Raw genomic sequence first — 12,682 nt, 5'->3', positions numbered from 1 at the left:
AACGATTCTCGCCCTTGTAGCAGCAAATAAAAACCATTAGAATAAAGTGAAGGACTTGCTCCCAAGGAGGTTAACACAATGAGCGAAAACACCGAAAAAGGAAAAATCAATCTTGCCGATGCGATCCGCAAAAAGCTTGAGCAGAAGAAGCAGCAATCTTCCGCCAAGCCGGGATCTTCATTCCAGGCAGGTTCGGCCAAACCCTTAAAAAGCCAGAACAACAAAAAGCCTAACAATCAGCGCCGCCGTACTGGCGGGTCCTAGTGGGTCCTGATCCCCTGCCCGGTTCACGGGCAATGTCAAACAGCCCGGCCTGATTCAGGGGCAGGCACATAGGTTACAGCCAAACGGCTGCGTACTCCCTGCCGGGAGCATGCAGTCGTTTTTGCTGTTTCCAGATCTTCAAGAAAAGCAGCCTGTTCAATCCCGAGGGATCGAACAGGCTGCTTCGTCTTTAACACTCCCCGCAAGGAGGAGCACATTTATAATTAAACTTCTACAGGATACATGCGCTTGCGCAGTTCCTTGATTTCATCGCTCTCCAAATACTCGTCATAACTCATGGTGCGATCGATAACACCAGCCGGTGTAATCTCAATGATCCGGTTAGCAATCGTCTGAATGAACTGATGGTCATGCGAAGTGAACAGGATCGTGCCGTCAAAGTCGATCAGCCCGTTGTTCAGTGCTGTGATGGATTCGAGATCCAAGTGGTTCGTAGGCTCGTCAAAGACCAGCACGTTCGCCCCGTTCAACATCATTTTCGCCAGCATACAGCGAACCTTCTCTCCCCCGGACAGCACGCTCGCTTTCTTCAGCGCTTCCTCTCCCGAGAACAGCATACGACCCAAGAAGCCGCGCAGGAAGGTCTCATCCTGATCCTTGGAGTACTGGCGCAGCCATTCCACAAGGTTCATATCTACACCATCAAAATAATTGGAGTTGTCTTTCGGGAAATACGCTTGAGTGGTGGTAACCCCCCAAGTGTATTCACCGGCATCCACTTCCTTCTCGCCCATAATTACATCGAACAGCAGCGATTTGGGTTGAGAATATGGACCTACGAAGGCAATCTTGTCGCCTTTGTTAACTACAATGCTAAGCTCATCCAACAGCTTCTCACCGTCAAGCGATTTAGACAATCCGCTGATGGTCAACAGCTGCTTGCCAGCTTCACGTTCCGGTTTGAAGTTCAGGAAAGGATATTTACGGTTAGAAGGACGGATGTCATCCAACGTAATCTTCTCCAGTTGCTTCTTCCGGGAGGTTGCTTGCTTGGACTTGGAAGCATTCGCCGAGAAACGCTGAATAAAGGCTTGAAGCTCCTTGATCTTGTCTTCCTTCTTCTTGTTGGCATCACGCTGCAAAGTCTGTGCCAACTGACTGCTCTCATACCAGAAGTCGTAGTTACCGACATACATCTGGATTTTACCGAAGTCGATATCCGCGATATGCGTACACACCTTGTTCAGGAAGTGACGGTCGTGAGATACCACGATTACGGTGCCTTCGTAGTCCATGAGGAAGTTCTCTAACCAGCCAATGGATTCCAGATCCAAGTGGTTGGTAGGCTCATCGAGCAGCAGGTTGTTCGGACGACCGAACAGGGCCTGCGCCAGGAGCACGCGAACCTTCTCATTGCCGCTAAGTTCGGCCATGTTCTTGTCATGCAATTCACGCATAATGCCCAGACCGATCAGCATTGCTGCCGCATCCGGCTCAGCATCCCAGCCGTTCAGCTCCGCAAATTCGCCTTCCAGCTCACCGGCACGCAGACCGTCAGCTTCCGAGAAATCGGACTTCGCGTAAAGGGCATCCTTCTCTTTCATAATCTCGTACAGGCGGGTGTGACCCATAATTACCGTCTCAAGCACCGGGAATTCATCGTACTCGAAATGGTTCTGTTTCAGGACGGCCAGACGCTCGCCGGGAGTGATATGCACATCCCCGGTGTTTGCTTCAATCTCGCCGGACAGAATTTTCAGAAAGGTAGACTTGCCGGCGCCATTCGCACCGATCAGACCATAGCAGTTACCAGGAGTGAATTTTATGTTTACATCTTCAAATAGTGCGCGTTTTCCGTAGCGGAGTGTTACGCCGCTTGTACTAATCATTAAGCATTACCATCCTTTTCACATAGGCTTCCGGCTCATTATAGCATAAAACCCATTATAATAACCCGTCAAAGTGGCGTATCAAGCGGGAAGTTTACACCAAAAATGCACTTTCGTACTCATTGCTCTACTGTCCGTGCTTCCGCCTCCACGACAAGCGTCTCTCCATAGCTGAGGACCCGCACCCGTTCCTGCGAAATACCATGACCCTTTCTTGCTTCCTCCATCCGATCAAGCGCCTCTCTGGCCGTATCGTCGGCGAGCCTGAAGGTGCCATAATGCATCGGAATCATCGTCTCCGCACCTACATCCAAAAAGGCCTGCATCGCTTCCTCCGGATTGACATGCTGTGAGGTCATGAACCACTCCGGCTCATAAGCACCGATTGGCATAAGGGCAATATGAATCTTGAAGCGCCTGCCAATCTCCTTGAATCCCGGGAAATAACCGCTATCCCCGGCAAAATACAGATTGGGGGGCAGCTCACGTCTCGTGTCGCCTTCAGAAGGATGTTTCTCCGGCTGCGCTGGCTCCAGAATGAATCCTCCCCAATGTGAGGTGTTCGTGTCAAAAGGAGTGCGCCGTGTCCAGTGCTGGGTGGGCACGAAGGACAGCTTGATGTTACCAATGGTGAGCTCCTGCCACCAGTGCATCTCCACACAGCTGCGGAATCCCTTACGGACCATCTTCCGCTTTAATCCCACGGGCACAACAATAGTCGTTCCGACGCCGTAGAGTTTGCGGATAGAAGCGATATGCAGATGATCATAATGAGAATGCGAGATGAGGATCATGTCGATCGGAGGCACATCCTGCAGACTCATGCCGGGTTCTCCCAGCCGTTTCTCAAAGCCCAGACGCCGGGCCCAGATCGGATCGGTAATAATGTTCATGCCTTCATATTGTATAAAAAAGGTAGAATGCCCAATCCAGGTGATACTGGTCTCCAGGCGGTTCTCCGCCAGATAGGACAATCTGGGGGGAACGTTCGGCACTACATAAGAATAATCCTTGATTTTCCGGCGGCGTTCTTCCCGCCATTGGCGAAATTCTTTAAGCTTCTTGTCGGTACTGACGTTATCGATATTGTTGTAACGAATTTTTTTAGCCATCTCAATCTCTCCTTCACAGGTTTGCCGGGCAAACTCCGTGGCAAGCGAATATATATTAACTATAGGTTTTGACAGACATATTTGCAAAATATCCAGTTTGCCGCACAAGCGTGCGCCCTTTTATCGGAAGAATCGCTTGTCGGACTTTTCATGGCCCGGGCCTGATTCTATTCATTTTACCCATTCCTGCTATAGACTAAGCTTGCCCTGAAAGGTTGACAGGCTTTGTGTTCAGCGGCGGAAATGATGTAAAATGTGGACAGGACATAATCCATTTTAGGGGGAGCTACGTATGAAGATTACTTTTATTGAACCGACGCCAAGTCCAAATACGATGAAGCTTCATTTGGACGAAAGTCTCGAAGCGGGCATCCGCAGAACCTATACGCCGGAAAGCCAGCGTTCCGCCCCGTCCTGGGCGCGGGAAATGCTGACCATTCCCGGTGTGACCAGCATCTATCATGCCGCAGACTTTGCCGCGCTGGAGCGCAAGGGCAGCGCCGACTGGGCAGCGATTCTCCGGGAGGTTCAGTCCCGCTTCGGGAGCGGCGAAGGCTTGACTGACGACTGGAGCTTAACCGACGAGAACGCCGGGGCCCACTTCGGAGAAGCCCAAGTATTCGTGCAAATGTTCCGCGGCATTCCGATACAAATCCGCGTCAAGACCGGCGCGAACGAAGAGCGCATTGGCTTGGCCTCCCGCTTCACCGAAGCGGTCACCGCTGTGGCTAGCGCCGTGATGATCAAGGAGCGCAAGCTCACGGATTACGGCGTCCGCTACGGTGAGCCCGCCGATATCGCGCGCGAGGTGGAGCAAGAACTGGAAGCAGCGTACCCGCAGGAACGCCTGGACTCCCTCATCCAGCAGGCCATCGCGCACGGGACTGCGGACGAATTCGTCGAGCAGCGGGCCGACAAGGACAGAGAGGAACTGCTGCAAGACCTGAAGAATGAAGACTGGCGCGTCCGCTACGCCGCGCTGGAGGCCCTGGCGCCAACGCCGGAGCTGCTTCCGGAGCTGGGCGCAGCACTGCATGATCCCAAGCTGCATATTCGCAGGCTTGCGGTTGTCTACTTAGGCGACCTGCGCACGCCAGAAGCGATGGAGCTGCTCTATGCAGCGATGAAGGACAGCTCCCCTGCCGTACGGCGTACTGCGGGCGATACTCTGTCCGACATCGGCGACCCCGCCGCCACGCCTGTCATGACAGTGGCGCTGACAGACACTAGCAAGCTGGTCCGCTGGCGTGCTGCACGGTTCCTCTATGAGGTCGGAACAGCAGAAGCGCAGGATGCGCTGATCCTGGCGGCAGAGGACCCTGAGTTTGAGGTGGGCTTGCAAGCGCGCATGGCGCTGGAGCGCATCGCTTCCGGCGAGGAAGCGGCCGGAACGGTCTGGCAGCAAATGTCGGAGCGCCGCCGCACTTAAGGCCCAGGCTTCCGTATTTTGTCATTGCTCGCTGCTGGAAGATGCTCTATACTGATTGCTGTTGTGTTTATAAACGAATGAAGTAGTAAAGATAGCCTCATCATACCTAGGATGAGGTAGAGGTCGCGGATAGGAAGAGTACGCGCGTAGAGACGTTGAAGAGCCGTCGATGACACGCCGCCGAAAGGAATATCCGCCGAAGCCTGTGCTGCCGCTCTAACTGTGGCGCAGGCTGGGACCGTTTCCGAAAGGAACGGAACTGTCACTGGGCATTTTCCTATTGCATAGGGAATGCACTGTGTTGCGCTATCTTCTCAGGGAGTATGATGCGGAAGCTGTCTATCCAGAAACCGCAGCGAACGTCTGCGGTTTCTTTGCGTTCATCATTTGACGCAGATGCCCCGTTACCCGGTGCATGGCCTTCACACTCCCCGTTCATGAACAGAAACATGAGAATAGAAGGAGTGTTTATTTCATGCAAGAAACAAGTCATCCTCAGACTGGGAGCGGCCCTGCAACCGAACTGAAGAAATCATTCAAAGCCAGACATCTCACGATGATTGCGCTGGGCGGGTCAATCGGAACAGGACTATTCCTCGCCAGTGGCGGCGCTATTGCCGCCTCGGGTCCAGGTGGTGCGCTGCTCGCCTATAGTGCTGTGGGGATCATGGTTTATTTTCTAATGACCAGCCTGGGTGAGCTGGCTACGTACCTGCCGGCGTCCGGTTCCTTCAGCACATACGGCACCCGCTTTATCAGTCCTGCCTTCGGTTTCGCCATCGGCTGGAACTTCTGGTACAACTGGGCGGTGACGATCGCCGCAGAGCTGTCCGCCGCCACCGTCATCATTAAATACTGGTTCCCCGACAGCCCGTCCGTACTGTGGAGCCTCGTGTTCCTGCTGTTGATGTTCGGCCTGAACTTCCTGTCTTCACGGGGCTACGGAGAATCAGAATACTGGTTCGCTATTATTAAAATTATTACTGTCGTTGTCTTTCTGGCTGTTGGCGTACTCATGATTTTTGGCATCATGGGCGGTGACGGAACCGTGGTCGGCTTCAGCAACTTCCAGCTCGGAGGCACCTCCTTCCATGGCGGATTCTTCGCCTTTGTCGGGGTCTTTATGGCAGCCGGATTCTCTTTTCAGGGGACTGAGCTTGTCGGCGTTGCCGCAGGTGAGAGTGAAAATCCGCGCCGCAATGTGCCGCTGGCGATCCGTCAAGTATTCTGGCGTATCCTGATCTTCTATATCCTGGCCATCTTCGTCATCGGGATGCTGATCCCGTATACGAATCCTGATCTGCTTCGTGGCGGGATCGATGATATCGGCGTCAGCCCGTTCACGATTGTCTTCAACAAGGCAGGCCTCGCCATCGCCGCTTCGGTCATGAATGCTGTCATCCTCAGCTCCGTATTATCGGCGGGGAACTCGGGAATGTACGCTTCCACCCGCGTCTTGTACGCCATGGCTAAAGATGGTATGGCCCCGCGTGCGCTGGGCAAGCTCAACCGACGCGGGGTACCTGTAGGTGCCCTGTTGGTAACCACTGCTGTCGGGATGCTGGCCTTCCTTGCTTCCTTTTTCGGTGATGGTGCCGTCTATAACTGGCTGCTGAATGCCTCCGGGATGTGCGGATTCATCAACTGGCTCGGCATTGCCGTTTGCCATTATCGTTTCCGGCGCGCCTTCGTCGCTCAGGGGCATTCTCTCGATGAGCTGCCTTATCGTGCAAAATGGTTCCCATTCGGACCACTCTTCGCCTTTGTACTATGCATGATCGCAATTCTGGGTCAGAACATGGGCGCCTTCACAGGTGGAAATATCGACTGGTATGGCATTCTCGTCTCTTACATCAGCTTGCCGCTGTTCCTGTTGATCTGGGTCGGCTACCGCTGGTTCCGTAAGAGCGCCATCGTGCCGCTGGATCAATGCGACCTCAGCACTGAGGCCAAGTAGATTCCAAGCGTCAGCCCAAGCAGCGTAAGGGATTAAAAACCTAAAGGGATAAGAACAACATAAGGGAATAAGAAGATAAGGGAATAAGAAGATATTAAAAAGGAAGAGGCTCAAGCGCCTCTTCCTTTTTTTTGTAGCTAATACATATGCACTTTTCTTTTAACAATGACGAAATACTTCAGAACTACCCCACTCTTCTTCATGGCCCTGTTCCATTTCTAAATGATTCTGTGACCAATACCGACGAGGGTCTATTTCTTATACAAGGCTACTTCCAAACCACATACACTCTAAGATCACCGGTATTGTCGAACTTGCTGCTAGTGTAAGAAGGATCGCTCAATCCCAACGCATACAGTACTTGAAGATCATTTGTAAGCGATTTGGCACTGCCCCGGTAACGGAACAACAACGATTGCTCCCCGGATGCTACTGCCTTCTCAGCCAGCGACTTCAGATCGGATACCGAACGGATGATTCGTCCTTCATCATACAGTTCATAGTGAAGCTCTTGCTGCAGTTTTTCGTATACAGCGACTTTCGGTCCGCCCTGACTAACCAGCTCCGCAAGCGTCTTGTGGTATCCCTTAGTTGCTGCCGGATAAGGCTTGGTCCAGGTATGGTCGCGACGCATCTGTGCATCCGTCCTCATATAATAGTTGTGGCTAGCCACACCGGCCTGATCGGGTGTCGGATCATCCCAGGTGGTGTCCAGGTGGTACCAATGTCCATCAAGCTGGACCAGATTCCAGGCATGCGACAGGGTGGAGCCTCCCTCCGGTTTAGCGGTCCCCTCTACAATTTTATTGGGGATACCGGCCCCTTTTAGCAGCTTGTAGGTAAGTAACGAATAGCCCTGGCAAACTGCACTACGGTTCTGAAGCGCTTCATAGGCGGTATAACGGGTGTAGGAGGTATCATATTTCAGGTACAGCACCACCCAGTCATGGATCGCCTTCACCTTCTCATGATTGTTCATCCCCGGTTTGATGATCTCCTTAAGCACAGCTGCCACCTGTTTATTGACATATGCGGTCTGCTGCAAGGTTTCACGGTATTTGACCTGTACGGTGACATTAGCGGAATGACTGCTTCCCCGGTAGGTAAAGCCGTAGCTGTCCACAATATAATATAGGTAAGGATCGCTGCCCATCGCCTGATCAAGTGCAGTCTGTATCCCATTTTTCAGATTAGAGGTCTTGCCTTCGTAAGTAAACGTAATGGTCTCTCTCCGATTGTTCATTGCGCCCGTTAGTCTCTCGGCCATTTGAGCTATCGACCCAAGCGCAGCAGGCTTGTCAGCCGCGTAGGCATAATCCCAGCCCCAATAAATCACCGGAGGTATGGCTGCAGCAATGATCATCCCGCCGAGAACAGCCTTTCCCAATGTAAAACGAATCTTCCTCATACTATTTTTCTGCCTCCCGCGCCTCATTACTTGTATACCTTTAATCTTAAATAGAGCACGTACGCAATTCAATAGCCTGATTATATATTAAATGCCGGAAACTCTGTTTCCACGACTGCAATCTTCACGATGTGCACAAAGGATTATTCAACCCTTGCTTCTCATTATCAACTTAAGCATTCAAAGGATCAAGCAGATAGTTTTAGACTAGTTGGTCTTGTCCTCAATCGCATGGATTGCGCCGTCGATCAGGAGATGAACAGCAACGTTGTGTACGTGGTATAGTTACTATAATATTCTAATTTCTTATATAAGTTGGAGGTGTCTCTTGGGCAGAAGGAAATGGATTCAGGTGTTCTCCCTCACGTTAATGTTTCTTATCTGTGCTACTGTCTATGTCTCACTGACCGGACTTCCACAAAAGAAAAGCGAGGCGGCTAATGAAGTAAAGGCATACCTCATTCATACAAGAGCTTATTCCACGGAGGATATTCAGGAGATCAGAGGCGTATATAGCTTTAAATCAGGTGATTATCAAGCAGAGGTACGATATAAGGATGAGCCTAATGTGAATTATGTTTATGAAAAAAAAGCAGGAACTTTTCTGCTCATTGAGACCTCAAATTTGCATGGAAAACATATGGATGAAACATTTTATTAAGTAAAAAGTGCTTCCGTCGATTGTTGCAAGCGAAAGCCAGTCGATCAGGGGCGTCACCTTGTCTATACCGCTTAACAAGAATACCGAAATCCCCAGGTGTTTGTTCACGGAGCGTCCGCGCCAAGTGCTAACGTACATCTACTTCAAGGAAAGGGTGAACCGAATAGCCATTTCCTCAATAAAAATAGCTCTATCTCTTCTATTTCCCTCTACCTCTTCTATTTCCTCTACCTCCTCAATTAAGAGCATTTTTGTACCTTATATTTCTAAAATAGAGATAAATAAGCGAAATAGCGGCATTATTGTATCTTATTTTCGTAAAAAGTACGCTGATAGGTTATTTGTGGAAAATTAACGTACAATATTGCACTTATTTTCCACCTCCCTTTGAATACTGACAATTTAAGGTACAAAAATGCCGTTAATTACACTTCGGAAATAAGATCTAAATTGCGAACTGCCGATTTCGAGCTACGAATGATGCGTTACCAGCCACAACGTACAAGCCACCGACCATCAATCATCAACCACCACGGTTCATCCCATTAGGGCGGATCATGCAAAAAGAGAATGTCCCTCTGCCTGTGGCTACTAGGACATTCTCTTCGTTTTATTTGGTCAACCAGAGTGAACATAAACTACTTAAAATGCTAACTGTCATTCTTATTAACTCAAAATCTAGTTAGTAACTGTTTACTGATTGGCCTTTTTATAGCCGTTTTATTTTACCTGTTAGATCTTATTATTTCCGATATGCAGCCAGGCTGCGGTTCAACTCGCGGGTCTGCCCGTACACTTCCTGATAGAGGCCGAACAACCCGTTATACGTTTCGACTTGCTGCGGCTGTGGCGTATACACCTCTGCCCGGCGGATGAAGGCATCAGCACATTCAGCAAGTGAAGCGAACCAGCCGCTGCCGTGAGCAGCCAGCATCGCTGCCCCCATCGCCGGACCTTGCTCGCTCTCCAGCTTCACGATATCGGCACCGAAGATGTCTGCCTGCATTTGCAGCCATGTCTCATTCTTCGCTCCGCCGCCAATTGCAATAACCTCGGTAATTACTTTACCAGACTCCCGGACAATCTCAATGGACTCGCGCAGCGAGAAGGTAATACCTTCAAGCACTGCACGCGTAAAATGATCCAGCGTATGACCGGAATCCATACCGATAAAGCTGCCTCGAATGGTCGCATCGGGATGCGGAGTCCGTTCTCCGACAAGGTAAGGCGTGAACAGAAGCCCCCCGCTTCCTGCCGGTATGGAGGCTACCCCTTGCAGCAATTCGTTGAAGCTTTGGTCCGCGGCAAAAGTTTCCTTGAACCAAGTAAGGCTGTGACCCGCCGCAAGGGTGACGCCCATAATGTAGTAGGCATCCTTCTCCCCATGGTTGAAGAAGTGTACCTTGCCCTCCAAGTTCAAATCCTTGTTGCTCTCATAAGAGAGAACAACCCCGGAGGTCCCGATGCTGCACATGGTCTTGCCCTCACCCAGAACGCCTGCCCCTAATGCACCACAGGCATTGTCCGCGCCTCCGGCAAATACTTTCGTGGAGGGCAGAAGTCCGCAGGCTGCAGCACTCTCGGGCAGCAAAGTGCCGGTCAGGTCGAAGGATTCGACCAGTTCAGGGCAGAGCGACAGCGGCAGTCCGAAGGCTCCCGCGATGCCAGCGCTCCATTCTTTAGCTCCCACATCCAGCAGAAGCGTTCCGGCAGCATCGGAATAGTCCATCGCATAATTTCCCGTCAGCCGGTACCGCACATAGTCCTTCGGCAGCAAGAACAGGCTGGCCTGTGACAGCACCTCCGGTTCATGGCTCTGCACCCAAAGCAGCTTCGGCAGAGTAAATCCTTCCAATGCGCGATTTCTCGCAATCTCGGTCAGCTTCGCGCCCAGCGTTGCTTCAATCTTGCGGCACTCGGCCGTAGTCCGGGTATCATTCCACAGAATGGCCGGACGTAGTACCTGACCTGTAGCATCCACCAGAACCAGGCCATGCATTTGTCCCGAAAAGCTAAGCCCATCTACCGCAGAAGGATCTATCCCCGACTTCTCCATTAACCGGCGTAGACTACTAAACGTCCCCTGCACCCAATCCTCGGGATTCTGCTCACTCCAACCCGGTTCAGGACGGCTTAGTGGGTAAGCTTCCGAATGCTCACAAACCACCATCCCCTGCGGGTTGACCAGGACAGTCTTGACTGCGCTGGTCCCGAGGTCGACACCAATTACATATCTCATCATAATCCCCCTAGTTTGCTATTAGGCAAGTCTATTCTACCAAAGTACGGTATAAAAAAAGGCTGCCGAAGAATGCCCTCTTCAGCAACCTCCGTTGCGATCTAGCTTGTGCAACCTGTGTCATAAAATGCAGCTCCGGTCACATCTGCACCTTTTAACCCAAACTTATACGTACTTATAGTTCTGCTACCAGAACGACACCATTTACCTTACAAGACAAGTTCAAGACTCCCCAGCTCAGCTTTGTCCGTACTGCCTACTCCGCCAAAATATATTGGTTCAGGGTTGCCTTAAGCAGTTCCTGACGGCCCGACTCGTTACGGCGTGGGTTCTCATTGTTCAGCGCGTATTCCGCCAGCGAAGCCAAGGTAGCTTTGCCCGAAATAATATCAGCGCCGACGCCTTCCTTAAAGCTACTATAACGCTTGTCGATAAAGTCATCAAACACGCGGTCCTCGATCAGCTTGGCGGCTACCTTCAGCCCCTTGGCATAGGTGTCCATACCGGCAATATGTGCCAGGAACAGATCCTCCGGCTCGAAGGAAGGACGGCGGACCTTCGCGTCAAAATTAATGCCGCCCCGGCCCAAGCCACCATTTTTCAATACCTCGTACAGGGTCAGCGTAGCATCATAGATATTAACCGGGAATTCATCGGTATCCCAGCCCAGCAAGGTATCCCCTTGGTTCGCGTCCAGCGATCCCAACATGCCATTGACGCGGGCTACGCGCAGCTCATGCTCGAAGGTATGTCCAGCCAGTGTAGCGTGGTTAGCTTCCAGGTTGAGTTTGAAATGCTTGTCGAGGCCATATTTCTGCAAGAAAGAAATGCTCGTCGCCGCATCGTAATCATACTGATGCTTGGTAGGCTCCTTCGGCTTAGGTTCAATCAGGAACTGGGCGTCAAAGCCGATCTCTTTGGCATAATCGACAGCAAGACCGAACAGGCGCGCAATATTATCCAATTCAAGACCGAGGTCTGTATTTAGCAACGTCTCGTAGCCTTCACGTCCGCCCCAGAAGACATAGTTCTCAGCCCCGAGCTGCTTGCCGATCTCAAGCCCCTTTTTCACTTGGGCCGCTGCATGTGCAAAAACATCTGCGTTGCAGGTAGAACCTGCGCCGTGCATATAACGCGGGTTGGTGAACATATTGGCTGTGTTCCAGAGCAGCTTTTTGCCAGAAGTCTTCATGCCCTGCTCGATCCGCTCTACAATGATATCCAGATTGCTATAGAATTCCCGCAAGGAAGCCCCTTCCGGTGCGATGTCCACATCGTGGAAACAGAAGTACGGCAGATTCATTTTCTCCAAAAATTCAAATGCTGCCTCTACCCGTGCCTTCGCTTTATCCAGACCGTTCAATTTGTCCCAGCTCCGCACAGCAGTCTCTGCGCCGAACGGATCGGAACCTCCAGCAGTCAATGTGTGCCAATATGCCATGGCAAACCGCAGGTGCTCCTCCATCGTTTTGCCGGCTACGATTTCCTCAGGATTATAGAATTTGAATGCATAAGGGTTGGTGGAACGGCTGCCTTCATAGGCGATCTTATTCACGGTTTCAAAATAGGCCATTGTGTAATCCTCCTCATCAATTATGCTCGCCCGCAAGCGTTTACAGCATCATATTAACACACCTTTCAGACTTTGTATATTGGTTAAACAAAGTTTTTATTTTGCTGCTTATCCCACCCTATGCTAATCTTTCGAATTGTATTTATCACTTCCTCTACCCCGGGTTAAGTGGTGAAAGTTGCATTTTAC

The 12,682-nt window shown here is 51.1% G+C and carries 10 protein-coding genes and 1 riboswitch; of the genes, 4 read left to right on the top strand and 6 right to left on the bottom strand.

The genetic code is table 11. The features are described from left to right. The first annotated feature begins 78 nt into the window (after positions 1 to 78). Positions 79 to 264, top strand: a complete 186-nt coding sequence (locus ACFRAM_RS24725) for a hypothetical protein (RefSeq protein WP_175371737.1) — start codon at positions 79 to 81, stop codon at positions 262 to 264. 35 nt (positions 265 to 299) lie between these two features. On the opposite strand, the gene ACFRAM_RS24720 is transcribed toward ACFRAM_RS24725, so the two are convergent. From ACFRAM_RS24720 to ACFRAM_RS24710, 3 genes are all read right to left on the bottom strand, one after another. Further along, the gene (locus ACFRAM_RS24720; RefSeq protein ID WP_379469068.1) at positions 300 to 461 is read right to left on the bottom strand and encodes a hypothetical protein; all 162 of its coding nucleotides are present in this window, start codon (positions 459 to 461) and stop codon (positions 300 to 302) included. A gap of 27 nt (positions 462 to 488) precedes the next feature. Further along, the gene (locus ACFRAM_RS24715) at positions 489 to 2,114 is read right to left on the bottom strand and encodes an ABC-F family ATP-binding cassette domain-containing protein (RefSeq protein ID WP_379469066.1); all 1,626 of its coding nucleotides are present in this window, start codon (positions 2,112 to 2,114) and stop codon (positions 489 to 491) included. 119 nt (positions 2,115 to 2,233) lie between these two features. Beyond that, positions 2,234 to 3,226, bottom strand: a complete 993-nt coding sequence (locus tag ACFRAM_RS24710) for an MBL fold metallo-hydrolase (RefSeq protein WP_379469064.1) — start codon at positions 3,224 to 3,226, stop codon at positions 2,234 to 2,236. A gap of 292 nt (positions 3,227 to 3,518) precedes the next feature. Here ACFRAM_RS24710 and ACFRAM_RS24705 point away from each other — a divergent pair, with 292 nt between their 5' ends. Together ACFRAM_RS24705 and ACFRAM_RS24700 are read left to right on the top strand one after the other, a co-directional pair. Further along, positions 3,519 to 4,655: a virulence factor gene (locus ACFRAM_RS24705; protein ID WP_379469062.1), complete on the top strand. Its 1,137-nt coding sequence runs from the start codon at positions 3,519 to 3,521 to the stop codon at positions 4,653 to 4,655. Between the two features lie 109 nt (positions 4,656 to 4,764). Next, positions 4,765 to 4,972, top strand: a riboswitch (Lysine riboswitch). A 158-nt stretch (positions 4,973 to 5,130) separates the two neighbouring features. Then, a complete protein-coding gene (locus ACFRAM_RS24700) occupies positions 5,131 to 6,612 on the top strand; it encodes an amino acid permease (protein ID WP_379469060.1) in 1,482 nt (493 codons plus the stop codon). 268 nt (positions 6,613 to 6,880) lie between these two features. Here the strand turns inward: ACFRAM_RS24700 and ACFRAM_RS24695 are convergent, their stop codons facing one another. Then, a complete protein-coding gene (locus tag ACFRAM_RS24695) occupies positions 6,881 to 8,020 on the bottom strand; it encodes a transglutaminase domain-containing protein (RefSeq protein ID WP_379469058.1) in 1,140 nt (379 codons plus the stop codon). Positions 8,021 to 8,348: 328 nt separating this feature from the next. On the opposite strand from ACFRAM_RS24695, the gene ACFRAM_RS24690 reads away from it, so the two are divergent. Next, positions 8,349 to 8,681, top strand: a complete 333-nt coding sequence (locus ACFRAM_RS24690) for a DUF3139 domain-containing protein (protein WP_379469056.1) — start codon at positions 8,349 to 8,351, stop codon at positions 8,679 to 8,681. Between the two features lie 742 nt (positions 8,682 to 9,423). On the opposite strand, the gene xylB is transcribed toward ACFRAM_RS24690, so the two are convergent. Together xylB and xylA are read right to left on the bottom strand one after the other, a co-directional pair. After that, the gene (gene xylB / locus ACFRAM_RS24685) at positions 9,424 to 10,920 is read right to left on the bottom strand and encodes a xylulokinase (RefSeq protein WP_379469197.1); all 1,497 of its coding nucleotides are present in this window, start codon (positions 10,918 to 10,920) and stop codon (positions 9,424 to 9,426) included. Between the two features lie 256 nt (positions 10,921 to 11,176). Next, positions 11,177 to 12,493 carry a xylose isomerase gene (gene xylA, locus ACFRAM_RS24680; RefSeq protein WP_379469054.1) on the bottom strand — a complete coding sequence of 439 codons (1,317 nt, stop codon included), beginning with the start codon at positions 12,491 to 12,493 and terminating at the stop codon, positions 11,177 to 11,179. Positions 12,494 to 12,682 lie beyond the last annotated feature (189 nt).

This window comes from Paenibacillus sp. NPDC056722 (assembly GCF_042790635.1).
In the GTDB taxonomy this organism is placed as follows: Bacteria; Bacillota; Bacilli; order Paenibacillales; family Paenibacillaceae; genus Paenibacillus_AQ; species Paenibacillus_AQ agri.
This window is presented reverse-complemented; position numbering and strand designations above follow the sequence as displayed.

Excerpts from the sequence above, each read along its gene's own strand:
- ACFRAM_RS24725 (WP_175371737.1), top strand. The coding sequence starts at position 79 with ATGAGCGAAAACACCGAAAAAGGAAAAATCAATCTTGCCGATGCGATC.
- ACFRAM_RS24715 (WP_379469066.1), bottom strand. The coding sequence starts at position 2,114 with ATGATTAGTACAAGCGGCGTAACACTCCGCTACGGAAAACGCGCACTA.
- ACFRAM_RS24710 (WP_379469064.1), bottom strand. The coding sequence starts at position 3,226 with ATGGCTAAAAAAATTCGTTACAACAATATCGATAACGTCAGTACCGAC.
- ACFRAM_RS24705 (WP_379469062.1), top strand. The coding sequence starts at position 3,519 with ATGAAGATTACTTTTATTGAACCGACGCCAAGTCCAAATACGATGAAG.
- ACFRAM_RS24700 (WP_379469060.1), top strand. The coding sequence starts at position 5,131 with ATGCAAGAAACAAGTCATCCTCAGACTGGGAGCGGCCCTGCAACCGAA.
- ACFRAM_RS24695 (WP_379469058.1), bottom strand. The coding sequence starts at position 8,020 with ATGAGGAAGATTCGTTTTACATTGGGAAAGGCTGTTCTCGGCGGGATG.
- xylB (WP_379469197.1), bottom strand. The coding sequence starts at position 10,920 with ATGAGATATGTAATTGGTGTCGACCTCGGGACCAGCGCAGTCAAGACT.
- xylA (WP_379469054.1), bottom strand. The coding sequence starts at position 12,493 with ATGGCCTATTTTGAAACCGTGAATAAGATCGCCTATGAAGGCAGCCGT.